Origin of the sequence: Methylocaldum sp. GT1BB (assembly GCF_051027545.1) — a bacterium.
Taxonomy (GTDB): domain Bacteria; phylum Pseudomonadota; class Gammaproteobacteria; order Methylococcales; family Methylococcaceae; genus Methylocaldum.
Genome location: NZ_CP194902.1, coordinates 4,664,438 through 4,688,793, shown reverse-complemented (window position 1 = coordinate 4,688,793; position 24,356 = coordinate 4,664,438). Strand labels below are relative to the sequence as shown.

At 60.4% G+C, this 24,356-nt stretch carries 15 protein-coding genes and 3 tRNA genes; 5 read left to right on the top strand and 13 right to left on the bottom strand.

The genetic code is table 11. The features are described 5' to 3' along the window. Positions 1-79: 79 nt before the first annotated feature. Genes ACR2TX_RS22110 through ACR2TX_RS22090 form a run of 5 tightly spaced genes read right to left on the bottom strand, consistent with a single transcriptional unit; the run spans position 80 to position 9,409 of the window. Positions 80-3,430 (bottom strand): type I restriction endonuclease subunit R, encoded by a 3,351-nt coding sequence (locus ACR2TX_RS22110; RefSeq protein ID WP_434130724.1) that lies wholly within the window; start codon positions 3,428-3,430, stop codon positions 80-82. Beyond that, complete coding sequence (locus ACR2TX_RS22105; RefSeq protein WP_434130723.1) at positions 3,430-4,464, bottom strand: Fic family protein; 1,035 nt, start codon at positions 4,462-4,464, stop codon at positions 3,430-3,432. Before ACR2TX_RS22105 ends, ACR2TX_RS22110 begins: the two co-directional genes overlap by 1 nt. Further along, the gene (locus ACR2TX_RS22100) at positions 4,461-5,732 is read right to left on the bottom strand and encodes a restriction endonuclease subunit S (RefSeq protein ID WP_434130722.1); all 1,272 of its coding nucleotides are present in this window, start codon (positions 5,730-5,732) and stop codon (positions 4,461-4,463) included. The genes ACR2TX_RS22105 and ACR2TX_RS22100 overlap by 4 nt, the downstream gene beginning before the upstream one ends. Beyond that, positions 5,725-8,229, bottom strand: a complete 2,505-nt coding sequence (locus ACR2TX_RS22095) for an N-6 DNA methylase (RefSeq protein ID WP_434130721.1) — start codon at positions 8,227-8,229, stop codon at positions 5,725-5,727. The genes ACR2TX_RS22100 and ACR2TX_RS22095 overlap by 8 nt, the downstream gene beginning before the upstream one ends. A gap of 19 nt (positions 8,230-8,248) precedes the next feature. After that, on the bottom strand, positions 8,249-9,409 hold the full coding sequence (locus ACR2TX_RS22090) for a Fic family protein (protein WP_077730626.1): 1,161 nt from the start codon (positions 9,407-9,409) through the stop codon (positions 8,249-8,251). An 801-nt stretch (positions 9,410-10,210) separates the two neighbouring features. On the opposite strand from ACR2TX_RS22090, the gene ACR2TX_RS22085 reads away from it, so the two are divergent. Continuing rightward, positions 10,211-10,348, top strand: coding sequence for a hypothetical protein (locus tag ACR2TX_RS22085; RefSeq protein ID WP_168175430.1), 138 nt, complete (start codon positions 10,211-10,213; stop codon positions 10,346-10,348). 250 nt (positions 10,349-10,598) lie between these two features. Here ACR2TX_RS22085 and ACR2TX_RS22080 read toward each other — a convergent pair. From ACR2TX_RS22080 to ACR2TX_RS22065, 4 genes are all read right to left on the bottom strand, one after another. Continuing rightward, positions 10,599-10,674 (bottom strand) — tRNA-Ala (locus ACR2TX_RS22080). Between the two features lie 744 nt (positions 10,675-11,418). Further along, the gene (locus tag ACR2TX_RS22075; RefSeq protein WP_077730624.1) at positions 11,419-12,018 is read right to left on the bottom strand and encodes an HD domain-containing protein; all 600 of its coding nucleotides are present in this window, start codon (positions 12,016-12,018) and stop codon (positions 11,419-11,421) included. Further along, positions 12,006-12,980, bottom strand: a complete 975-nt coding sequence (locus ACR2TX_RS22070; RefSeq protein WP_434130720.1) for a threonine ammonia-lyase — start codon at positions 12,978-12,980, stop codon at positions 12,006-12,008. The genes ACR2TX_RS22075 and ACR2TX_RS22070 overlap by 13 nt, the downstream gene beginning before the upstream one ends. A 198-nt stretch (positions 12,981-13,178) precedes the next feature. Beyond that, a complete protein-coding gene (locus ACR2TX_RS22065) occupies positions 13,179-13,742 on the bottom strand; it encodes a hypothetical protein (protein WP_077730622.1) in 564 nt (187 codons plus the stop codon). Positions 13,743-14,000: 258 nt separating this feature from the next. Between ACR2TX_RS22065 and ACR2TX_RS22060 the strand changes: the two genes are divergently transcribed. The 3 genes from ACR2TX_RS22060 (at position 14,001) to ACR2TX_RS22050 (ending at position 19,619) form a co-directional block, all read left to right on the top strand. Then, positions 14,001-15,011: a PQQ-dependent catabolism-associated beta-propeller protein gene (locus ACR2TX_RS22060; RefSeq protein WP_086133535.1), complete on the top strand. Its 1,011-nt coding sequence runs from the start codon at positions 14,001-14,003 to the stop codon at positions 15,009-15,011. A 1,232-nt stretch (positions 15,012-16,243) separates the two neighbouring features. Continuing rightward, positions 16,244-19,126, top strand: coding sequence for a leucine-rich repeat domain-containing protein (locus ACR2TX_RS22055; protein WP_434130719.1), 2,883 nt, complete (start codon positions 16,244-16,246; stop codon positions 19,124-19,126). Positions 19,127-19,343: 217 nt separating this feature from the next. Then, positions 19,344-19,619 carry a hypothetical protein gene (locus ACR2TX_RS22050; RefSeq protein ID WP_086133537.1) on the top strand — a complete coding sequence of 92 codons (276 nt, stop codon included), beginning with the start codon at positions 19,344-19,346 and terminating at the stop codon, positions 19,617-19,619. Positions 19,620-19,967: 348 nt separating this feature from the next. Here the strand turns inward: ACR2TX_RS22050 and ACR2TX_RS22045 are convergent. The 4 genes from ACR2TX_RS22045 to uvrC form a co-directional block, all read right to left on the bottom strand. Then, positions 19,968-20,041 (bottom strand) — tRNA-Cys (locus ACR2TX_RS22045). A 54-nt stretch (positions 20,042-20,095) separates the two neighbouring features. Next, positions 20,096-20,171: transfer RNA gene (locus ACR2TX_RS22040), tRNA-Gly, on the bottom strand. Further along, positions 20,162-20,785: a CDP-diacylglycerol--glycerol-3-phosphate 3-phosphatidyltransferase gene (gene pgsA, locus ACR2TX_RS22035; protein WP_077732488.1), complete on the bottom strand. Its 624-nt coding sequence runs from the start codon at positions 20,783-20,785 to the stop codon at positions 20,162-20,164. Before pgsA ends, ACR2TX_RS22040 begins: the two co-directional genes overlap by 10 nt. A 2-nt stretch (positions 20,786-20,787) precedes the next feature. Then, on the bottom strand, positions 20,788-22,626 hold the full coding sequence (uvrC, locus tag ACR2TX_RS22030) for an excinuclease ABC subunit UvrC (protein ID WP_086133538.1): 1,839 nt from the start codon (positions 22,624-22,626) through the stop codon (positions 20,788-20,790). A gap of 447 nt (positions 22,627-23,073) precedes the next feature. Here uvrC and ACR2TX_RS22025 point away from each other — a divergent pair, with 447 nt between their 5' ends. After that, positions 23,074-24,354, top strand: coding sequence for an MFS transporter (locus ACR2TX_RS22025; protein WP_434130718.1), 1,281 nt, complete (start codon positions 23,074-23,076; stop codon positions 24,352-24,354). The last annotated feature ends 2 nt before the right edge of the window (positions 24,355-24,356 follow it).

The window sequence follows — 24,356 nt, the reverse complement described above, 5'->3', positions numbered from 1 at the left end:
TGGTTTGATCCCTCCGTCGCTACGCGACAGCCCATTGTGGGGGCGGGCAACGGTTTTGTGGCGGCCCGGCGACCGTTGCTCATACCTGCACCAGCTTGTCGTGGTTGGCGCGGGCCTGCTCCATCAGCTTGTCGGCCAGCACGCCCGCCTCGTCCGCATCCACCAGCGGCGGACGCAGGCGCATCAGATAATCGAACAATTGGCCGTTCAAATCATCCTGTGCGGCCCGCTTGTGTGGGCTCCAGATGTTTCGGTTGCCCTGAAGTTCCTGGACCAGCAGTTCCACCAGCTCGACCGTCACATCCTTTAGGCGCAGCAGCTCGGAAGGCTGGGGCGTTTGCCCGGCACAGACCACGTCCAGCACGGTGCGAAGGAAGGGCGCGCAATGCTCGGGCAAGTCGCCCGGGGTATCGGCGGTGCTTGCCTTGCCCGTGCGCAGCTCATCGATGATCTTCTGCAGTTGGGCGATAACCTCGTTCCACTGCTCGCCGAGCGTCTTCAGGATCTCGTTCAGCCGCTCGGAGAGCTTGCGATACAGTACCGGGTCTTCGTCCACATGCTTGCGGATGTGCGAGCGAATCGCATGCTCCATCTCCGAGGCCTTGGCGCGGTCGCTGGCTGCGCGGGCGACGTGTGTGTCGAAATCGGCATCGGTGAGCTGGATCGGCGGGATCTTGGGATCGATGCCCAGCGAGATCACGTGGTCGTCGATCAGCTTGCGCACCTTGGCGCCGACGTCCTTGCCGAGGACCGGCGTGTCCTTGTAGCGGTTGCGAGCCCGGGCGTAGATGTAAGCCATCCGCTTCGCGTCGCCGGAGTATGGCAGCCCCTCGGGGCGCGGCAGCACCGTGTCCAGGGACGCCAGGAAAGCCTTGAGCTTGACCGCGAACTCGGCCCGCAACCTCTCGCTGCCCAGCGCCTCGACGCACGCCTCCGTGTCGTCCAGCGACTCGATGCCCCGCTGGCGGAACAGGTCCACCACGCGCAGATGCCGGTCGCGCAGCACCGGCACCTCGTCCTTCAGGCTGGCCAGCGCGCCTTCCACGTCCTCGTCGGCGTAAGCGGCCAGCGCTTCCTTCAGGTGCTGCGCCACGCCGTAGTAGTCCACCACGATGCCGCAACGCTTGCCGAAGCCGGTGCGGTTCACGCGGGCGATGGCCTGCAGCAGTTCCGCCTCTCGGATGGGCCGGTCGAGGTACATCACGCCCTCGATGGGCGCGTCGAAGCCGGTGAGCAGCATCGACTTCACCACCAGAAAGGCCAGCGGATCGGTCTTCTCCGGCTGGGCGTGGAACAACGGCTTCTTGAAGCGCTTTATCAGTTGCTCGTGTGCCGCGCCATCCGTCCAGTCCTTCCACGCCGGATCGTCGTTGTTGCTGCCGGAGATGACGGGCGCGAACTCGATGCGGGCCAGCGTGTCGCGGTAGCGCCAGGCCTGGACGAGCGCCTGAACCTTGGGCGGGCGCTGGTACAGGGCCTCGTCGTCCAGGGCCTTGTCCTGCGGGCTTAGCGCCTCGGCCTCCGCCAGCAGTTCGTCTCGGGCTTTCTTCAAGGCCTCGAAGTAGCGAATGGCCGCCAGCCGGCTGTACGCCACCACCTGCGCCTTGTAGCCGTTGGGCAGGATGTTGGTGACGTAATGGCGGAGGATGTCGCGGGCCTTGTCGGCGATCAGCGCCGGGGCGTCGAAGATGTGCCCCTTGGTCGCGTACTTCTGTTTGATGGCCTCCAGTTCCTCGGGGCTATGCTGGCGGAACAGATCCTCGAACAGCTCGTCCAGGCTGGCGCCGTCCTTGATCGCGCCGGTGGCGGTACGCCCCTCGTAGAGCACAGGCACGGTGGCGCCGTCGGCCTCGGCTTCCTTGATGGTGTAGCGGTCGATGAACTCGCCGAAGACCTCGTGGGTGCGCTTCCTCTCGCCCATGATGATAGGCGTGCCGGTAAAGCCGATGCGCGCGCAGTTGGGCAGCCCGGCCAGCAGATTGGCGTGCAGGTCGCCGGCTTGGGTGCGGTGGGCCTCGTCCACCAGCACGAGGATGCTGTCGTCCTCGTTCAGTACCTCGAAAGCGTTTGCCTTGGCAAACGCGCCATTGGAAGTAGCCTCGCCGGCCTTGTAACCACCTTTCGATTCTTTGATTTTCGGCAGGTCGTCCGCCGTCAGCGGCGCATCGCCAGCCGTGTCCGTGTCGCGGTACTTCTGGATGGTGGCAAAGATCAGCCCCGGCCCCTTGCGGCGCGCGAGAGCCTTCACGCCCGCCGTGCTGTCCGCCACGTCGACCGCCTCGCCGGTGAGCGTGGCGGTCACGGACAGCTGGCTCTGCAGGTCCTTGCGGTCGGTAACCACGATGACCTTGAAGCGCCGGAGCTGAACGTCGGCGCGCATCTTGCGCACGAGAAACACCATCGTGAGCGATTTGCCCGAGCCCTGGGTGTGCCAGATGATGCCGCCGCGCCGGTCGTGCTCGCCATGCTCGCGGCGGGTCTTGCCCGTTTTGAGCTTGGCAATGGCGCGGTTCACCGCCCGGTACTGCTGGTAGCGGCAGACGGACTTGATGGTCTGGCCGCCCACCTGCATGAAGAGCAGGAAGTTCTTGACCACGTCCAGCAGATGCGCCGGGCTCAAGAGCCCGGCAATCAGCCGCTCCTGTTCCGACAGGCCCGACTTGCCCAGCTTCTCGGCCGCCTCGATCTCGCTGCCGGTGCCGTCCGGGCCGACCACGGTCTTCCACTGCGCGAAGTGCTCTAGGCCTGAGCCGACGCAGCCCACCCGCGCCTCGTCGAAGCTGGTGGCCACCAGCAGCTGGTTGGTGGCGAACAGCGCCTCGTTGCCCTCGTTGTCGTCCACCTCGAAAGCCGCCTTGCGCTGGTTGCCGTAGCGGCGCAACTGGTCCACCGCCTCGGCCAGCGGCTCGGGAATGGAGGGGCTCTTGCACTCCACCACCACCAGCGGGATGCCGTTCACCAGCAGAACCAGGTCGGGCACGATGAAGGCCTTGGCCGCGTTGAAGCCGGGCGGGCAATCCACTCGGTATTGATTGATTACCGTGAAGCGGTTGTTGGCCGGCGTGTCCCAGTCGATGTAGCGGAGGGTCTGGCCGCGCCCGCCGTTCCAGCCGGGCAGTCCCTCGACGGTCAGGCCCTTGATCAGCAATTCGGTGGCTTTTTGGTTGGCCTCCATCAGCTTGTGCGTGCCCAGTCGGGTGATGGCCGCCACGGCCTCGGACAGGCGTGCCTCGTCCAGCCACGGCCGGCCATCCGGGCCGGGATTCAAGGCGTGTAGTTGCTGGCGCAACGTCTCTTCCTGGATCACCTCGGCGAAGCTGCTGCGGCCGGTGACGGCCGGGTCATCCAGGCTGCCTTCGATGTGCGCCCAGCCCAGCGCCTGCAACTGGGCGACGAAGGGCTCTTCGACGTCTTCGAGTTCCCAGCCCATTAACGTTTTCCTTCGGTTTTGTCACTGTCCCGCAGAGCAGCCAGCACCATGCCCCCCTGCTCGGACAAGCGATATTTCTGTAAACGGCTTTGCGGTTTGCCCGGTAGGGTCCTTTCAATCCAGCCGGCTTGGAGCGCGGGAATCAGGTACCTTTGGCGGAAGGATTTCCGGTCTGCCAAACCCAAGGCCGCTTGCAGGTGTTCGCGGGACATTTCTCCGTGGAGAGCGCGGAGCAATGCCTCGACTTGGGGGGTGACATGAGGGCCGACTTGGGGGGCGAGGTTTTCCCGCAGTGCATCGCGGATCATGGTGAGCATGAAGCCGATGAAGGGGGCGCTGTCGGTTTGCTCGGTACTGAGTTGAATCGCCCGGTAATAGGCCGCCTGATGCCGATGGATCAGGCTTTCGACCGGCAAATTAGCGAACAGGGGCTGCCAGCGAGAAAGCAGCAGGGTCTGCCACAGGCGCCCGATGCGGCCGTTGCCGTCGGCGAACGGGTGAATGAATTCGAATTCGTAGTGAAATACCGAGCTGGCGATCAGCGGGTGATCCTCGGTCGCGGCGAGCCAAGCGAGCAAATCGGCCATCAGACGCGGCACCTGGTTGGCGGGCGGGGCCATGTGCAAGACCTGTTCGCCGGCCATCACGCCGACGCCGCCCGGACGGTAGCTTCCAGCGCTGTCCAGCAGGCCCAGCATCAACAGCCGGTGCGCGTCCAGCAAATCGGATTCCCGCAGCGGGTCCCAGGCCGGCATGCGTTCGTAGGCCGCCAGCGCGTTGCGGGCTTCCTGAATTTCTCGCGGCGGCGCGATGACCCGTTTGCCGTCGAGGATGGCGGTTATCTGCGCTTCGCTGAGTGTGTTGCCTTCAATGGCCAGCGAGCCGGTCACGGTGCGGATACGGTTGATGCGGCGCAGGCGCAGCGGGTCTTCCCGCTCCAGCCGCAGCTCGAACCGTCCCAGCATTTCGCCGATTTCGGCCACCCGCGTGACGATTTCGCCGGTCAGGGAAAACGGCGGGCGATAGTCGCTCATGGCGCGCCGCCCTCCAGCAGCGGCGTGACGCGGACGCGACCGGTGAGGAGGTCGTCCATGAGGCCGGACTTTTGGAGCTGAAGTTTCTCCAAACAGCGCTGCTCCGACGTCAGCTTTTCTTGCACCGCGCGCACTCGACCGACGATCTCCACTTGCTCAGTCTTCTTCGGGCAAACGAACGGATATCGAGAGAGCTCACCGAGCGTGACCGTCTTCTGGGCATTGCCAAGTGCAACCCTATCTGCGTATCGCTGCATTGGTTCCCAATTGAGAACAAACGGCATGAAGCCGGCTATCACCTGTGTCGCGTCTGGGTATATGCAAGCAATGTGGCGTTGGAACGCGAACTCGCGCTTGTCGCCAACCTCTGCCGCATGCCCGTACGATCCGACAGCGGTGTACAAAACCATTCCAGGCTCTGGTTCGCGCCCTTTCGAGATTCGGACGTAGTCCCGCCTCGTAATGGACGCCGCCTTATCCCATGCAACCTCGCCATCCCGAACGCAAGACACAAACAGGAAAGGCACCTCACCCCCGCCGTCTGCGACCGTCGTCACCGCTTCATGGGTTCCATCGGTAATTCGATTCGAAACATCAAGCAGTCGCGGTGCGTTCCACTCCTTCGGAATCCACCCCAGCGGCGACTGCTTGTAGAGATGCGGCGCCTCGGCCTGGGGCGGGCGCAGTTCGCCGTTGGCGTCGATGCCGCGCGTCAGCAGGTCGTGCAACAGGCCCTGCTTGACGGCCTTGAGCTTGGCGATGATCGCCTCGGTTTCGTGGATGGCGGTGTCGAGGGTGTCGAGCACTGAGGCGAGTCTTCGTTGCTCATCCACAGCGACTGGGATCGACACGAAGAACTCACGCAGTTCTCCGCGCTTGATGTGCTTCATCGTGCTGCCGTGCGTCCGTTTGTTCATCTCGGCAACTGATGCCTGCAGCACATGGAACAAGAGAGACCTGTCAATGCCCGGAGCTGGGACGACCTTGAAAAGGTGTTGATTCAGCCAGGCGGGGCCACCAGCCCACCGGACAACGGCCAGGGTCCCGCTCCAAGAAAAAATCAGATCGCCGCTATCGATGCGGAACGTATCCGGTAGCCGACCAGGGTATCGATCAACAATTCCCTGAGTTCCCGTGATCTGCGCGATGCGTACGATCGGCAGTCCATGCTCTGACCAGTGCAGCTCGTTAAAGGCAAAGCCGTTCTCGTATTCGCCGAGAGAGCTCAGACTGCGACGCTGCCAGCCAACGGGGATTGCCTCAGACATACCGCAACCCTTTCAAGAATCCCTGCAGCGCCTTCGCTGCTGCATCCCGCTTGCCCTCGATCTCGGTCAGCGTTACGCGGTACTTATCCCACCAGTTTTCGAACGTGGCGACGATGGCCTTGCGCTGCGCTGCGATGTAGCGCTCGACGATGGCGCGCATGTCGTTGTGCAGGATGGTCAGCAGCAGCTCGGCGGCCTGCTCGGCCGACAGGCCATCGACGGCGGCATTGATGTGCGCCGCAAAGCTCTCCTTCTTGGCCTTGAGCTGCTTCTTGACGGCGGTGAGCTCCTTTTTCCACGCCTTGAGCTGCGCTTCGTCGACCGCGTTCTCGTCATCGGCGTCCTCGTCCGCGGCCTCCGCGGTTTCGCGATCCTCGGCCTCGGCATCCTTGGGGCTGGCTGCCTTGATCAGGCTGTCCAGCTCGGCCTTCTTCGCCTCCAGCTCGTTGATGGCCTCGACGAAGTCGCTCATCAGGAACTTGACGAGCTTGTGCTCCAGCGGGCTTTCCTTGCTGGCCTTGTCTTCCAGCGCGGTGACGATGCTGGTGCGCCAGGCGTCGGCCACGCCCTTGGCGCCGCGCGCCATCAGGGTAAGGAAGTCGTACTTGGTCTGGTACCAGAAGCCGGCGATGATGCCCCGCACCTGGAAGGGATCGAGCATGCCGATGACTTCCAGGCTTTCACTGAAGCTGGCCAGCAGGTCGTTGCGCAGGGCGACGAGGATGGCCGCGTTGTCGATTTGCCCGGCCAGCGCGGTGATGCGGGCGCTGTGCTGTTGCCACCACTGCTCGAAGGCCTCGCGGATGTCGGCTTCCTTGGCGACGAGGCCCGCGTTGTTCTCGATGGCGGGCTTGAGGTCCTGACGCTTTGCCAGCTCGGGTTTGAAGTCGACGTACCTCTCGTCACGCTCGACGAACAGGTCCATCGGGTCGAGGCCGTGCGCCTTGAACAGGCGGGCCATCGCTTCGGCATGCACCTCGGCCTTGGGCACGCCGCCGACCAGATGCGCGCGCACGTCGTGGGGCTCGGGCGGCGGGGCGTTGTCGGCGTAGCGGCGGATGTTGAGGTTGTAGTCGTTCTTTTTCAGCGTGGCGTTGTCGACGATGGCCGAAAAGCCGTCTACCTGCTTGAACTCGTCGAAGGTGGTGACGATCTTCTCGATGTGCTCGGGCAGCAGATAGTTCTGCGCCCGGCCTTCGAAGAACTCGCGGTCGGCGTTGATGAACAGCACCTTGCCCTGGCGCTCGGGAGGTTTGCCGCTGACGCGATTCGCACCGTTCTGCACGCTCTGGCGCAGCACCAGGATGCAGGCAGGGATGCCGGTGCCGTAGAACAGATTGGGCGCGACACCGATCACGGCCTCGAGCAGGTCGTCGTCGATTAGCCGTGCGCGGATGGTCTTCTCTTCGCCGCCGCGGAACAGCACGCCGTGGGGCATGACGGTGGCGACCATGCCGCCGTCGCGGGTGACGGCCAGCATGTGCTGCAGGAACATCAGGTCGGCCTTTTTCGCGCCCAGCGGCACCTGGCCGTAACGGAAGCGCTCGGGGAACTTGGGCGACCAGGCGGGCGTGCCGTCGGCGGTCTTCTCCGTATTGCCCCAGTTGATGGAAAACGGCGGGTTGGTGAGCACCCGGTCGAAACGCATCAGCTCGCCGCCTTCGACATGCTGCGGCTCGGCCAGGATGTCGTCGTTCTGCAGATTGGCGGTGCTGATGCCGTGCAGCAGCATGTTCATCTTGGCGATGGACCACACCGTGCCGTTGAACTCCTGGCCGAAGAGATTGGCCTTGCGGCCGTCCTCTCCGTGTTCGTCGATGTACTCCTTGGCCGCGATCAGCATGCCGCCGGAGCCGCAGCAGGGGTCGTAGATGTCGTGGGCCAGGGTCGGCTTGACGAGGCGCACCATCATCCGGACCACCGAGCGCGGCGTGTAGAACTCACCGCCCTTCTTGCCGGCCGAGTCGGCGAATTCGCCGATCAGGTACTCGTAGGCCGCGCCCAGCAGGTCGGGGAACTCGAAGTCCTCGTTGCGCAGGCGGTGGATCCCGAAGTGCGAGATCAGCTGGCGCAGCTTGATGTCCGGGATCTTGCTCTGGCCCACCTTGCGGGTGAAGTCGATATGCTCCAGCACGTCGTACAGGCTGGTGTTGGCCGTCTCGATGCCGGTGAGCGCCTTGTTCAGGTAATCGCCGACGTTCTGGTGGGCGTCGTTCAGCAGGTATTCGTAGCGCGACTGCGGCGGCACCCAGAAGGAGCCTTCCTTCTTGTACCAGCGCGGGTTCTCCGCGGCGGCTTCTGCTTCGGCTTGGCTCTTGCCGGCGTCCATTTCGAGGCGGATCACTTCCTCGCGTCGCTGGTCGAACACGTCGGAGCAGCGCTTGAGGAACAGCATGCCGAAGATGTATTCCTTGAACTCGGAGGCGTCCATCTTGCCGCGCAGGATGTCGGCGGCCTTGAACAGGTGGCGCTCCAGTTGGGGCAGGGTCAGGGGCATCGGTGGTCTTCCGGATTCGTCATTGCTCGCCTTCCCGGTTCAGCAGTTCCAGGTAGGCGGTGTATTCATAGATGCGGTTGCGTTTCAGGCCGGTCAACTCGCGCACCAGGCCCAGCTCGATCATCGCGTCGAGCATCTTGCCTACCGTGTGCGGGCTCTGGCCGGTGACGGCGCCGATGGCGGGAATAGTGGTCACCGGGCGGGCGAACAGGGCCTGGTGGACCTGGAGCGCCGAGGGGGCGACGCGGCCTAGGCTGCGGATGCGTTCGCGGTCGGCTTCGCCTAGGGCATTGAGCGCCTTGGCGGTGTCCACGGCCTGCGTGGCGGTGTAGCGCACGGCAGTGGCGAAGAACCACAGCCACTCCTCCCAGTCGCCGTGCTCGCGTACCCGCTGCAGCATCTCGTAGTAGTTGCTGCGGTAGGTCTTGAAGTACAGCGACAGGTACAGCAGCGGCTCGCGCAATACGCCCTCGTGCACCAGGATCAGCGGGATCAGCAGCCGGCCCAGGCGCCCGTTGCCGTCCAGGTAGGGGTGGATGGTCTCGAACTGAACGTGCGACAGCGCGGCCTTGATCAGCGCCGAGTGGCGGACCGGCTGGTCGTTGAGGAATTTCTCCAGGTCGGACAGACAATCCCCCACCCGCTGGGGCGGCGGCGGTACGAACGATGCGCGCGCCGGGGATGCGCCGCCGATCCAGTTTTGCGTGCGGCGCACTTCGCCCGGGGCCTTGCCGGCACCACGCGCGTGGGTCATCAGCTTGGTGTGAATCTCGTTCATCAGGCGGGTGCACAGCGGCAGGCCGCCCTTGAGTAAGCCAAGGCCGTGCTCCAGCGCGGCGACGTAACAGGACACTTCGCGCACATCGTCCAGCGGCACGCCGGGTGCACCCTCGGCCTCGTAGAGCATCAGGTCCGACAGGGACGACTGTGTGCCCTCGATCTGCGAGGACATCACCGCCTCCTTGCGGACGTAGCTGTAGAGGAACACCGAGGTTTCCGGCAGCAACACCGTGATGCTGTCTAGCCGGCCCAAGGCCAGATGGGCGTCGTCCAGCCGCTCCTGCAGGCTGGCGTCCACGGTTAGCGGCGGTTCAGGCGGCAGGGGCGCGGGCACGAACGCGCGGCAGGTTTCGCCCGCCGCGACCGAGGTTTCGTAGTTGCCGGTGGCGCCGCGTTCCATAAATGACTCTTTGCACTAAGAAGTCGGCTTTATTGCACAAAAAGCTGAATTTAGCAATAAGCAGGGGGTGGAAATGCACTCCGTGCTTTGGCTGCGCGACCCAGAAGCGCCTGAATGGGCTCCGTTCAATACTGAGGAGCCGCCATGAAGCACAAGCCAATCCGACCCCACTCGACGCTTACGTGCGCCGCTACGGCTTTGTCCGGGAAAAGATCGAACGGTTGCAACGCCTGGCCGACAACCGCTTCGGCCACGATCTCGAGGCCATCTACCGGGCCACGTCGGCGACCTCGGGCAGGTGGAGACGGTGTTAGAGCGTTTTCCATCCCGGTGTACGGATTCGTGCCAGGAGGGGAGAACGTAGGTCGGCAATCCCTTGCCGACAACGCCCTTCGCCGAGCCGATACGTCGGCAAGGGATTGCCGACCTACATATCCGAATCCCTTACACCGATTCGGAAAACGCTCTAAGTACATTCAGGGAAGTCTTGCGGCATAGACAACCTGCAGGACAACCCCGCCAATCAAGCCAATCAGTCGAGATTCCGCAAATATTTGCGGAATGTACTTAGACAACCTGCTCGCCATCTTCGATGGCCAGTGATCCCGGTGCGCATCAAGCGAAGCGGCGGGCTCAAATGGGTGCTGCCGGCTTCGGGCTGCCCCGAGACGCCCATCCTCACTGCCTTGTCGCACGCCTTCCACTGGCAGCGCCTGCTCGACGAGGGGCAGGGGGCCAGCGGCAGGGAGACGGCGCGATGGCCTGCACCCGACCACGGTCAACGAGCTGCTGCGCCTGATTTTGTTGGCCCCGGCCGTGGTGCGGGCGCTGCTCGCCGGCAAGCAACCCCGCACGCTGAGCCTGATCCGGCTGAAGAACAACGAGGTGCCCTGGTCCTGGGACGATCAGGCCCGGTTGTTCGGGCGCCTGGACGGCTGAATCGGGCTCGACTCCGGCCTGGTCACCTGGATTGACCGCGAACCGCCGCGTGCAAGTCGTTGATTTGGCCAGGCCTGTGCATCGGCCAGCCACAGGTTGAATGGAGAAAAGAGAGGCCGAGCGGGGCAAAAGGGTGGGGAAAAGCGCCCGCCGCCGCGCGGCCAGACACCGCGCCGCTCCGGGAAGGCGCGCCAGCGCTGGCGCTTCGGGCAAGAAAAAAGCCGGGCGAGAGGCCTGGCTTCTGAATCGGTGGTGGACCGGAGGAGGATCGAACTCCCGACCTCTGCATTGCGAACGCAGCGCTCTCCCAGCTGAGCTACCGGCCCAAGTGCAAAAAAGACAAGGCTAATCGTTATTAACCCGGCCTATAAATATAGGCCGGGTTAATCCGGGGCAGGGATGCCCCGGCGCGGCGACAAGCCGCGTGAGCCCAGGCCGGGCATGTACCGGCCTGGGCGGCGGCCCGAAATACCAGGAGGGTATTTACGGGCCTGATTAATAAATACAATACTCCTTCGACATCCTTCTTTTCAACCTTGCTAAAAGCTTGCTGCACGACTCCGGCTCACCGGTTGCTCTCGGCCGGAGACGAACGTGCTGATCGTGGGCATTGGTCAAACAAGAAAAGCATGTCTTTTGCCCATTGATCAATAGCCAGAGCATTTTCATACCTAGTGTACGGGCACTCGCGCGTAGGTCGGGAATCCCTTCCAATCGCAAACGGTCATCCGGGGAGCACCCGAATGACCCTTCCAATCGCAAACGGTCGCTTTAGTCGCGACCCTTCCAATCGCAAACGGTCGGCCTGGGAGCGCCGAAGCCGCCGTTCCCGACGGTGCCGTTGGGCCAACGGGTTCGTCGGCAAAGGATTGCCGACCTACGAAAGCTTGAGTCGATCTACCCTGGCCGAAGGTACCAACGACTCCTGCCAGGCCTGTTTTGCCGTACGAGCGCGATGAAAACGCTCTAAGAGCCTATCTCAGTAGGCCGTTCGCCCTGAGCCCTTCGACTCCGCTCACGACAGGCCGGTCGAAGGGTTTCGGGGACCTACTGGGATAGGCTCAAAATCGCTATTCTTTGCCCGGAAGCAGATAATCCCGCTCCACCGCCTCGTCGATTAGTCCTCGGGCATAGTCCCATAGCGCGGTGGAACCGGCGGCGATGCGGGCATTGGCCGCCAACACCTGGTCGGCGGTGACGCCATGGTGCCGCCAGGCGCGGCCTTCGGTCAGGAAGTTGTGCAACAAAGGCATGAGTCGATCTAGAGACGCCGCAAAGCGGGCTTCGGTCGTCTCGCCCATTTCAAACTCTTCCCACAGCGCCCGCAGTTCCGCCGCCTGATCGTCCGGCAACATCCCATAAATCCGTTCGGCCGCCTGCCGTTCCCGTTCGGGCTTGCTGACGTTTCCCGCGACATCGTAGATCAGAACGTCGCCGGCATCGATTTCGACCACGTCATGGAGCAGCAGCAGCTTGACGACCCGCGCGAGGTCGAGGTCCATGTCGGCGTTGGCGTGCTCGGCGAGCACCAAGGCCATCAGCGCGACATGCCAGCTGTGCTCCGCCGAATTCTCCCGGCGCGAGCCGTCCGCCAGCCAGGACTGGCGAACGATGGTCTTGAGTTTGTCCAACTCGACGATGAAGCCGATTTGCCGTTTCAGTCTGTCCATGGGGAATCTCTACAAGGGGATTGATGGAGGATCGTAGGATGGGTAGACCGGAGCAACGTCCGATAAAGCTCCCCATCCACATTCCCGCCGCTGATCACACAACAGACCGACTGTCCGCGGAAGCGTTCCGGTTCGGTCAGCAGAGCGGCCACGGCGAGGGCGCCGGTAGGTTCGGCCTTGAGATTGGCGAGTTCGAACAACAGCTTGACGCCCTGGGCAATCGAGGCTTCCGGTACCTCGACGATGCCGGCAAGTCCCGTATGCAAAATTTCCCAGTTGCGCCGGCCCAGGCTCAGGGTGCGCGCGCCGTCGGCGAGGGTTTGCGGTTCGGATTCGTTAACCACGATGCTCCCGGCTCTCAGAGAGCGTGCGGCATCGTTGCCCAGCAGCGGTTCCGCGCCGATCACGGGCGTCGATCGGCCGGCGCGATGCAGTCCCGTGATCAGACCGGCAGCGAGGCCGCCACCGCCCACGGGCGCGATGACCGCGTCGAATAGGTCGCCCAGAGCGGCAATTTCCTCTCCCAGGCTGGCATTGCCTTCGATTACCAACGGATCATCGTAGGCGCTGGCAACATAGGCATCGGGGCAGTCTGCGGCGAGTTCCGCCAGCCGTTCGGCCCGGCTTTTCACGCTTGTGTCCACTTCGTCTATCGTACCCCCGTATTCCCGCACCGCGTCCATTTTGACCCTGGCCGAAGTCGCCGGCATGACCACCCGGCAGGACTTGCCCAGCAGCCCGCAGGCATAGGCCAGCGCCTGTCCGAAGTTGCCGGACGACGCGGCGATGATCTGCCGTTGAGGGACTTTCGAAGCCAGATGGTAGGCGGCGCGGAACTTGAAACTGCCGGTGTGCTGGAAGGTTTCGCTGACCAGGGTAAGGTTCGCACCGACTCTTCGGGAGAGACGCGGCGCTGCGATTACGGACGCGGGATGCAGGACTGCGTTGAGGGATTGCGGCATCGTGGATACGTATTTGATTCAGGGCTTGGAATGATCTGCGGACCGGTCTGTTTGCCTTCGGTTCGTAACGCGTCGCCCCATCGCGCTGTGTCGCGATGGAAACGTTTCGACGGCACCCTAGACCTATCGCAGTAGACCGTTCGCCCTGAGCCTGTCTAAGGGCCTATCGTGAACCTGTCGAACTGTCTCTGATCGGTTCTAAGGCGACCGCTTCAAACTCGTCATCTGCTGCAGTGCTTCCCGGTGACCGAGCCGGCTTTGGCGCAAATTGACATACCATTGGCAATAGGCGCCGTAATTGCCGACCACACTGGCCTTGGCCACATCGGTCATGCCATCCAGCAGGGTCAGGAGAGATTCGCGGATATTCTGCTCTGCCAGCAGGTCCCGTGTTTGTACGGTTCGGTTGGCGACCATCCGTCGGTCTTCCTGCGTGAGCTTGGCGAGGAGTTTGATGCGTTGCTCGTATGCCGCCACGTCGCCGGGCGTCGGCCGATAGGAAGAGTCGTCGCGGTGTTCCTGAAGTGCCAGCCATTCGGCTGCGACGTCCTTCTCCGCCAGGTTCAGGAATTTTGCTTTGCGCAACTCTGCCAGTCGGTCGGAGCGCGTCAATGGCGATTCGACAGCGGCGGGGATGTTCTGGCTAGAGGAAGAATCCGGACTGTCGCATCCGGCTGCGACGATGACAAGGCCCATGGCGATCACCGGGTTGCTGAGCTCCCGGAGCGGCTTCGTACCGCGAAAGGGTTTTGATTGAGTCACCGGCTACTCCGAAAAGTTGGCGTCAGATCAGAGCGAAAAGGTTACCACGGCGAGCGCGAAATCCTGGTGCGGAAGGCATCGGGAATGTCCTTGCTTCGAAAATAAAGGATATTTTCCTTGCATCTTCGGGAGAGTTACCCGACATCCCTCGTGGGTCGCGACCGTATCGACGGGTATCCTACCCGGATGCCTGCAGCTTACCGCCATCGCTCATGCGGTGGTAACCACCCTTTTCCTTTTGTTTCGAATACGTCCGACATGTTCCATAAAAATTGCCCATATCTGTTGCGCCTGCCGCAAGCTTTCCGCCTACAAAGACTCGTTCCCTGCATACTCGCCTCGGCCGTGATATTGCCCGCCCATGCAGACTCCGTTTTTGTAACCCTGGAGAAGGACAATGCCGTAGTCGAAGTGGATGGGGCCACCGGCGAAGTCCGGCGCACGGTTCCGGTAGGCAAGCGGCCCCGAGGTATCCTGGCCGGACGCGATGGCCTGAAGATTTTCGTGGCAACCAGCGAGGGCAATGCGATCGCTGTCCTGGATACCCGCACTCTGGAACCCGTCGGCCGATGGCCGGTCGACAAGGACCCGAAAACCTTCACGCTGAACCCCCTCGAAACCCGCTTGTTCGCATCCAACGACGACGACAACCAGCTGACCGTGGTCGATGTCGAATCGCGCCAAGTGTTGAAGCGCATTCCCATAGGCAAGGAACCGGAGGGTGTTTCGATCAGCCCCGATGGGCGTTGGGTCGTCAGCACCAGCGAAGCCGACAATACCGCCACGTGGATCGACACCACCAGCCTGGAGCCGATGGAGCGAACGCCGGTCGACCCGCGACCTCGCTACTCGCGCTTTACCGATGACGGTGAACAGCTCTGGGTCAGTTCGCATGACGGCCAGTCTCTGACGATTATCGAAACGGCAACGAAGCGTCCGATCAAGACAATTACCTTCAAGATTCCCGATGTCGCGGACCGTGATATCGGAGCCGTGGGTATCCGAATCGACCGGGATCGCCGCTACGGTTATGTTGCTTTGGGCCGGGCCAGCCGGGTCGCCGTCATCGACGCCCGTACGCTCGAAGTGGTTCGGTACATTCCGGTGGGACAAAGGGTCTGGAATCTCGAATTCTCGCCGGACCAAAAGCGGCTTTATACCGCGAACGGACTCAGCAACGACCTCTCCATCATCGACCTCTCGACCTTCGTCGTAACGAAGACGGTTCCGGTCGGAAACGGTCCCTGGGCGATTGCCGTGCTTCCGTAACTCGTTCGGAGCTTTTCCCACAGTTCATTCGTGACAGCGCCGTGCGTTGCCCGGTTCCGTCACGATTGGGAACCTTCTTCCGTTCAGGCGTCTTTTCCCCGTTTATCGCACAGATTCCGCATTCGTCGGGCGTCTGGGGGAAGCCGAGGACCGTCTTTTTTCGGCGGATCGTAGACTTACAGTGAACGGCGCCCCGCTAACTCAAGCATGGTCGGAAACTAACGCTCTAAGCCATCGAACGTTAGTCAAACAATGAAAGCGTGACTCCTATTAACCCGGCCTATAAATATAGGCCGGGTTAATCCGGGGCAGGGATGCCCCGGCGCGGCGACAAGCCGCGTGAGCCCAGGCCGGGCGTGTACCGGGCCTGGGCGGCGGCCCGAAATACCAGGAGGGTATTTACGGGCCTGATTAATAATTAATCTCCGCAACTGCAACCGCTATCGCTGCCTGAGCCGTTATCCCCTGAACTGCAATCGACGCTTGAGGAAACTGAATCACTGGGTTGTGACCAAGAGTTAGAGCTCGAATCATAACTACCGCTGTTCCAGTGCGATCGGCGCTTTCTACCCGTCCTGATCGCAAACCAAAGCAGCGAGAGCAAAAACGTAATAAGCAGCCCCGTTCCGACACCCATTGATACCCCCTAGCGATTGATTATCTGATTCTGTATCTCACAGAATTTAAAGGATAGTCGCTGGCGAATTGGAAAAAGTACCCGGCCGACACCCCCAAAGATCCGCTGATTATCACGCTCCATGCCCTACGGGCGGGCCTCTGCAAAATGGTCAACGAAGGCAAAATCGAACTCGAAGAAGCGATCCGGATTTGGGACATCGAGCACGCGCGAAGCGCCAATGAGCGGCTGGTGGATGATATGAAGCGCGGCCGGAAACGTACGCTTTGAACCATCGGGCATTAGCCAAATAACTAAAGCCTGCCCCCCCTCTCAAGCTCTGGCTTGGGAACTCATACCTCGGAAGCTCTAACTTCACGACCATACGGTCGGCATCGATCATCCTTTCTTCCCGGAGTTTCGTAGTTGGGTTGACGCTTCGTGGAAGTCCAGCCTGTCCGCTACGTATCTTTATCTATACTTCTTCGTGCCTAGCCTCATTGTGAGGCGCTACTAATTTTTTGCGCTCATGCGTAGCGTCCATGCTGCAGGACTGGGGGATTGCCGCATTTAGCGGCTTTTTTCATGGCAAAGGCGCCATTCAGGAGAGTTGCACATGCGCTGTTCAAGATTTTTCTTTGGTATTCAGAGTGCCTCTATAGCTACCATAACTATTTTTAGTTGCTTTGCCTCTTTTGCGGCGCAGGCGGCAACTCCTTTGCCATCCATGGCAGACCCAAATCTACAAAACTGCCTAACAGAACAGGCCAATCGTAACGGTTGGCAGTACGTTGAGCAGGTAGTCCAGTTGGAGTGTCCCGGTCGGAATATCATTAGATTGGAAGGATTGGAGGGGCTTTTCAGTCTTACTGAGCTCGACTTGAGCAAGAATAATATTCAGGACGTCTGGCCACTCGCTTCACTGCAAACCTTAACCAAGCTTAATCTCTCCGGTAATTCGACTCTGGCCATTTGGCAGGTGCGCCCGGTGATCGACATGAACCGGGGACTAAGCAGCTTGGGACTCAACGGCATCGAGATCGGCTCGTTTGTCAACCTCGGGCCGCTGATCAATTGGGAGACGGGCGAGCCTTACGCCTTGACGGAGCTGGATCTGGGCAACACTCACCTGACCGATCCCAACGGCGGCAAGAGCCTCGACTTCCTGATGCCGTTTGGCAGCACGCTGACCCGCCTCAATGTCGCCGGCAACGGCATTAACAATATCCAGGTCTTGGGAAGCTGGAACTGGAACCTGAATAGCCCGAATTTCAGCCAACTCCGAGAGCTGGATCTATCGAACAATGCTCTTATCGAGGTAGTCCCCCTCACGTCGCTACACAATCTGACTAAGCTCAATCTTTCCGGCAACCGTCGCGTGGCGCTCATGCAAGTGCGCCCGGTGATCGACATGAGTTGGGAACTAACTAGTCTAGGGCTCAACGGCATCGAGATCGGCTCGTTCGACAACCTGGGACCGCTGACCAACCCGCATACCGGTCAGCCCTACGCGCTGGCGGAATTGGATCTAGGCAATACCCACCTGACCGATCTCAACGGCGGCCATAGCCTCGACTTTCTCATGCCGTTTGCCGGCACGCTGACCCGGCTCAACGTCGCGGGCAATGGCATCGATAACATTCAGGTCTTCGCGAGTTGGGGATCGAACGGTCCAAACTTCAACCAACTCAAAGAGCTGGATCTGTCGAACAATGCTCTAGTGGACGTCTGGCCGCTTAGTCCGCTGCACAATCTGACCAAGCTCAATCTCTCCGGTAATCAGAACCTTGCCATCTGGCAGGTGCGTCCCGTGATCGACATGAACCAGGGATTGACCAGTCTGGGGCTCAACGGTATCGAGATCGGCTCGTTCGACAACCTCGGGCCGCTGACCAACTGGGAGACTGGACAGCCTTATGCTTTACAGGAACTGGACTTGGGCAACACTCACCTGACCGATCTCAATGGCGGCAAGAGCCTCGACTTTCTCATGCCGTTTGGCAGCACGCTGACCCGGCTCAACGTCGCCGGCAACGGCATTGACAGCATCCACGTCTTGGGAAGCTGGGGTTCTTCGTACAACCCGAACTTCATGCAACTTAGGGAGCTGGACCTGTCGAATAACGCCGTGATTGATGTAGCCCCTCTCAGCGCGCTGCATCAGCTGACCAAGCTCAACCTCTCGGGCAACCAGAGCCTGGCTATCTGGCAGGTGCGTCCCGTGATCGACATGAACCGGGGACTGACCAGTCTGGGGCTCAATGGTATCGAGATCGGCTCATTTGATAACCTCGGACCGCTGACCAATTGGGAGACCGGTAAGCCTTACGCTTTGACGGAGCTGGATCTGGGCAACACTCACCTGACCGACCTCAATGGCGGCAAGAGCCTAGACTTTCTCATGCCGTTTGGCAGCACGCTGACCCGGCTCAACGTCGCCGGCAATGGCATTAACAATATCCAGGTCTTTGCCAACTGGGGACCGAACGGCCCGAGCTTTGTCCAGCTGAGCGAATTGGATTTGTCGAACAATGCTCTGGTGGACGTCTGGCCCCTCGGCCCGCTGCACAATCTGACCAAGCTCAACCTCTCGGGCAATCCGAACCTCGCCATTTGGCAAGTACGCCCGGTGATCGACATGAACCGGGGGTTGACCAGTCTGGGGCTCAACGGTATCGAGATTGGCTCATTCGATAACCTCGGACCGCTGACCAATTGGGAGACGGGCAAGCCTTACGCTTTGACGGAACTGGACTTGGGCAACACTCACCTGACTGATCCCAACGGCGGCAAGAGTCTCGACTTCCTGATGCCGTTTGGTGGCACGCTGACTCGGCTTAACGTCGCGGGCAACGACATCGATAACATTCAGGTTTTTGCGAGTTGGGGATCGAACGGTCCAAACTTCAGCCAACTCAAAGAGCTGGATCTGTCGAACAACGCCCTGATTGACGTCTGGCCGCTTAGTCCGCTGCATCAGCTGACCAGGCTCAATCTCTCCGGCAACCAAAGCCTTGCCATCTGGCAAGTACGTCCCGTGATCGACATGAACCGGGGGCTGACCAGCCTGGGGCTTAACGGTATCGAGATCGGCTCGTTCAGCAACCTCGGGCCGCTAACGAATTGGGAGACCGGTAAGCCTTACCCTCTGGTGGAATTGGATCTGGGCAATACCCATCTCACCGATTCCAACGGCGGCAAGAGCCTCGACTTCCTCATGCCGTTTGGCAGCACGCTGACCCGGCTCAACGTCGCGGGCAACGGCATCGACAATATTCAGGTCTTCGCGAGCCCAGGCCCGAATGGCCCAAACTTCAGCCAACTCAAAGAACTGGATCTGTCGAGCAATGCTCTAGTGGACGTCTGGCCACTCACTCAACTGCACGCTTTGGGGTACTTAAATCTCGTCAGCAACGACCAGATCGGATGCAATGATCTGGATATGCTGGTGGCGGCTCTTCCCTCCACCCTTATTCAGCGTCCGACAATATGCCAATAATCTGGATACGTTGATGATAGAGCTCTCTGCCACTCTGATTCAGCCATGGATATATCTTGAGAGCCATCATGTAAGCACCAGTGCGGTGAGGCAGAAAGCGATGCAATAGCGAGCGAGTCTTGTAGTTCGCAGCATGCTAGATACCCGGCTGGCACCCCGCGGCCGGGTTTCTTATTGAAGCTGGGCTAAAAGCGGGAGCTGATTTGGCGATCGACGAATGAAAGCGCTTTTGATTTTGATGCTGGCCGTATCCTTCGGCCTCCGGGCCGAAGAAGGCTGGGTCAACTACTACAAAGATCCGCAAAAGGCGGCGGAATGGGAAAAGCACTTGGCCGACACCCCCGAAGATCCGCTCATCATCAAGCGCCATGCCCTACGAGCCGGCCTTTGCAAAATGGTCAACGAAGGCAAGGTCGAACTCGAGGAAGCGATCCGGATCTGGGACATCGAACACGCGCGAAGCGTCAATGAGCGGCTGCTGGCTGCTGGATGAAATGAAGCGCGGCCGGAAACGAATGCTCTAACCATCGAGCCTAAGGCAAATAACCAAAGCCTGACTCCTTTACAAGCATTCGTAGGTCGGCAATCCTTTGCCGACGAAGACGCTCGGCCTGACGTGTCGTCGGGAAAGGATTCCCGACCTACTCGCTGACGGATCGTAGCCACGGTACCCCCCTTGAACTGGCGTCGACGGACTTTTTGTCCGCTTCCGTGTGGTTTCTGCCACACCTGAAGCGATTTTTGTCCGATTTTTACCTGTTTTTGGTGGGTATTGGCAATAAAAAATATCGGCGGTATCGCGCCGATATCTTGATATCTATATGATTTTGGTGGGATTTTATGGAGGCTGAGGTCGGAATCGAACCGGCGTCCACGGCTTTGCAGGCCGCTGCATGACCACTCTGCCACTCAGCCTAAGTGGGCTTGCCAAAGTAAAAAGCCGCGTCTCTTATCGCGGCTTTCTGAATTTGGAGCGGGAAACGAGACTCGAACTCGCGACCCCAACCTTGGCAAGGTTGTGCTCTACCAACTGAGCTATTCCCGCGTCGTGCTGTTGAGAGTTGGAATTTTAGGTATCACTGGAGGCTTTGTCAACTCTTCGTTATCGCCTTTGAGCACTGGCAGTGCGGCCTTCAGATAATTGACCATCGACCAGAGCGTCAGTATGGCGGATATCAGCAGAAACAACTGCCCGAGGTTTTTTAGAAAACCTAGCCAGACATCCATGCTCAGCAGGAGCGTGACTATCGCGAGCATCTGGGCGGTCGTTTTCCATTTGCCCAGCCAAGATACTTCCACGCGCTTGCGCTGTCCGACTTCCGCCATCCATTCGCGCAGAGAGGCGATCGTGATTTCGCGTCCGATGATGACCGCGGCAGCGATGGCTACGTAAGGACTGGGGTCGGCCTGGACGATCAAGACCAGCGTGACGGCCACCATCAGCTTGTCGGCGACGGGATCGAGAAATGCCCCGAAGCGGGTGGTTTGGCTCATTTTGCGGGCCAGATAACCATCCAACCAGTCGGTTACGGCGGCGACTGCAAAAATCAACGCGCAGGCGATGTGGGCGCCACTCCACGGTAGATAGAAAAAGACGACCAGGACCGGAATCAACACGATCCGAAGTAACGTCAAGTTGGTGGGGAGATTCAACTCCATGTTCAGCTTTCTCTCTCGTGGAACGTTTCATAAATGCGCTTTGCCAATTGAGCGCTGATGCCTTCGACGCTGCTCAGGGCGTCCACGCCGGCACGGCTGATTTCCCTGAGGCCGCCGAACTGTCGCAACAGTTGCTGGCGCCGCTTCGGACCCAGTCCCGCGATATCGTCGAGAGTGGACTGTTTTCGGGCTTTGGCGCGTCGTTGACGATGCCCTGTGATGGCGAAACGGTGGGCTTCGTCGCGAATCTGCTGAATCAGTAGCAGGGCGGGCGAGTGGCTGGGCAGAATGATGGCATCGGACGAGCCCGCCGGGAAGAGGGTTTCCATTCCCGGTTTACGATCGGGACCCTTGGCCACTCCGACAGTGCGAATGCTATTCATTCCGAGTTCGCGCAAAACCTCGCGCACGGCATTGACCTGGCCTTTTCCGCCGTCGATGAACAGGATGTCCGGCGCTTCGATCTCGCCTTGCTTGATTCGCTGATAACGCCGCGAAACCGCTTGCGCCAGGGCGCCGTAGTCGTCACCGGGCGTAACGCCCTCGATGTTGAAGCGGCGGTAAGCGGATTTGACCGCACCTTGCCGGTCGAACACCACGCAGGATGCGACGGTTTGGTCGCCCTGGGTATGGCTGATGTCGAAGCATTCCAGGCGTTTCGGCGGTTCCGGGCAATGTAGGGCCTCGCCCAGACTGAGAAAGCGCGCATACAGGTCCTGCCGATTCGCCAATTTCGCATTCAAGGCGTTCTCGGCATTGATGAGCGCCAGCTGCAGGCGTTTCTGACGTTCGCCGCGGAGCCGCGCCGCGATCTGCACGGCATGGCCGGATTGGCTGGCGAGCACTTCTGCGACTAGCTCGGCATCCTCGATCGGATGGCTGATGAGGATTTCTCGGGGAACCTGTTTCCCAAGGTAAAACTGAGGGATGAACGCCGCCAGGATGCTGCCCGGATCGTGCTCCTCCAGCATGCTGGGGAAGTAGGCGCGGTCGCCGATTTGCTGTCCGCCGCGAATGAACAACATCTGTACGCAGGCGACGTTGCCCTTGATTGCGCAGGCGATGATGTCGATATCGCCGTGTTCGCCGTGTACCGCCTGTTTTGCCAAGACCGTTCTCAGACTCGCGATCTGGTCGCGATAGCGCGCCGCTCGCTCGAAATGGAGATCGGCCGCGGCTTTTTCCATGCGTCCCGCCAAATCGTCGATCAGCCGCTTGCCGTTTCCCTCCAGGAACATGACGGTATCCTGCACGTCCTGGGCGTATGTTTCACGATCGATCAGATCCACGCAGGGCGCGGTACAGCGTTCGATTTGGTATTGCAGGCAGGGGCGAGAGCGGTTTTGGAAGTAAGAATCCTGGCACTGACGCACGGGAAAGATCTTCTGCAGCAACTTTAAGCTTTCCCGCACCGCGCTGGCGCTCGGATAAGGCCCGAAGTAGCGGCCGAGCTTGCTCTTGGCGCCACGATGGAAGGTAATGCGAGGAAAAGGCTGATGGGTCGAAACATAAATATAAGGATAGCTCTTGTCGTCGCGCAGATTGATGTTGTAGCGCGGCTTGTGGCGCTTGATGAGCTGGCTTTCCAGAAGGAGCGCCTCGCCTTCGGTGTGCGTCACCCTCACGTCGATCGAGCATATCCGTGCCACCATGGCTTGCTGCTTGGGCGAACAGTCTTTGCCCGAAAAATAGCTGGATACCCGCTTTTTCAGGTTTTTCGCCTTGCCGACGTAAATCACTTCACCCTTGTCATCCAGCATCCTGTAAACACCAGGTAGCTGGGTCAGAGTTTCGAGGAAAGCTTTGATGTCGAAGGACGGGGCGTCTTCGCGCAAATTCATGACAGATAGGCCGATTCGTCAAGAAGAGAACATTATAATCCCGAACGGGCAAGGGCACGCAGTTCGACAGTCTGTCGCCTTACCTCAAGAACAATGGACGTACAGGCCGAGCGCTGCAGAATCAAGCAAAGGAAACCGCAAGACGGCGCGACAATAAAAACGCCGGATCTTCCATCTTTCAAGCCGTGACAGCGATAATGGTCAATCAGCTTCATCGGCGTGATTCTGCTGTTTTGCATGGGATTGCCTTGGGCCAGAGCGGCGCAATCGGAACGTGTTTTAATAAAGACCACCGTTCATTCTGATCGTGCCCGTTGCCGGGCGGAAAAAGCATTTGTCGATACAGGTGATATTCCGCCGGGTTCATCCGTTTTTCCGTGAAAAAATGACGGCGGAATTCTAAGAAAGAAGTGATCGTCGCTTTTGTTTACTCACTCTAATACCAATATGGATATTTCCGACTCGACTTCGCTTCGCTCCCGCGAACGGGCGTGGGCTCTCTACGACGTGGCGACCTCGTCGTTCGCCACGACGGTGATGGCGGCTTTTTTTCCGGTCTTTTTCAAGCAGTTTTGGGCGAGCGGGCTGCCGGTGACGGAAAGCACCTTTTGGCTGGGGGCGGTAAGTTCTGTAGGCGCTTTGGTCGCGCTGGTTCTGGCGCCGGTGCTCGGATCGCTGTCGGACGCCGGGGGGTGGAAGAAGCCTTTGCTCGCGCTTTGCGCGTTCATCGGCATTACCATGACCGCAGGACTCTTCTGGATCGAGCAGGGAGCCTGGGAATTGGCGCTTACCCTATTCGGCCTCGGGCTCGTGGGGTTTTCCACCGGAATGGTTTTTTACGACGCGCTGTTGCCTTCGGTGACGATTCCCGCCCGCTTCGAGCATGTATCCGCCTTCGGGGTGGGGATGGGCTATCTCGGCGGTGGCGCGCTCTTCGCCGTCAACATTCTGATGACGCAAAAGCCGGAGTGGTTCGGTCTTGCAGATTCGTCCGCCGCAGTCCGAATGTCGTTCCTGTCCGTGGCCGTGTGGTGGTTCGTGTTCACCCTTCCTTTGCTGTTCGTCGTTCGGGAGCCGCCTCCCCGGTGTGCCAGCGGTGCCAACGCCGTCAAGTATGGGTTGATACAGCTTCGGGAAACCTTCCGGCATGTCCGGCGGTTGAAGATCGTCATGCTGTTCCTGGGCGCTTACTGGCTTTACATCGATGGCGTGGACACCATCGTCCACATGGCGGTGGACTACGCGCTGGCGATCGGCTTCGATGCCGGCGGGTTGATGTTGGCCTTGCTCATCACGCAAGCCGTCGGCGTTCCGGCAACGCTCGCTTACGGCTGGCTCGGTCAGCGCTTCGGCGCCAAATCCGGCATTCTCGCGGGACTCGCGACGTATGCGTTGCTGGTGGTTTGGGGTTCCGTCATGAGCCGGCAGTGGGAGTTTTACGGGATCGCCGTGGGCATAGGCTTGGTCCAGGGCGGGGTTCAGGCTCTCAGCCGAGCGCTTTACGCGCGCCTCATTCCGAAAGAAAAGTCCGGCGAATTCTTCGGTTTTTTCAACCTGCTCAGCAAGTTCGCGGCGGTTCTGGGTCCCGTGCTGGTGGGGATCGTCAGCCATGCCACCGGCGAACCGAGACTTTCGATACTCTCCTTGCTGGTGCTCTTTACCCTGGGCGGCGCGCTGCTCTGGAATGTCGATGTGGCCGAAGGCGAACGGCGCGCCGCGGAGTTGTAGGT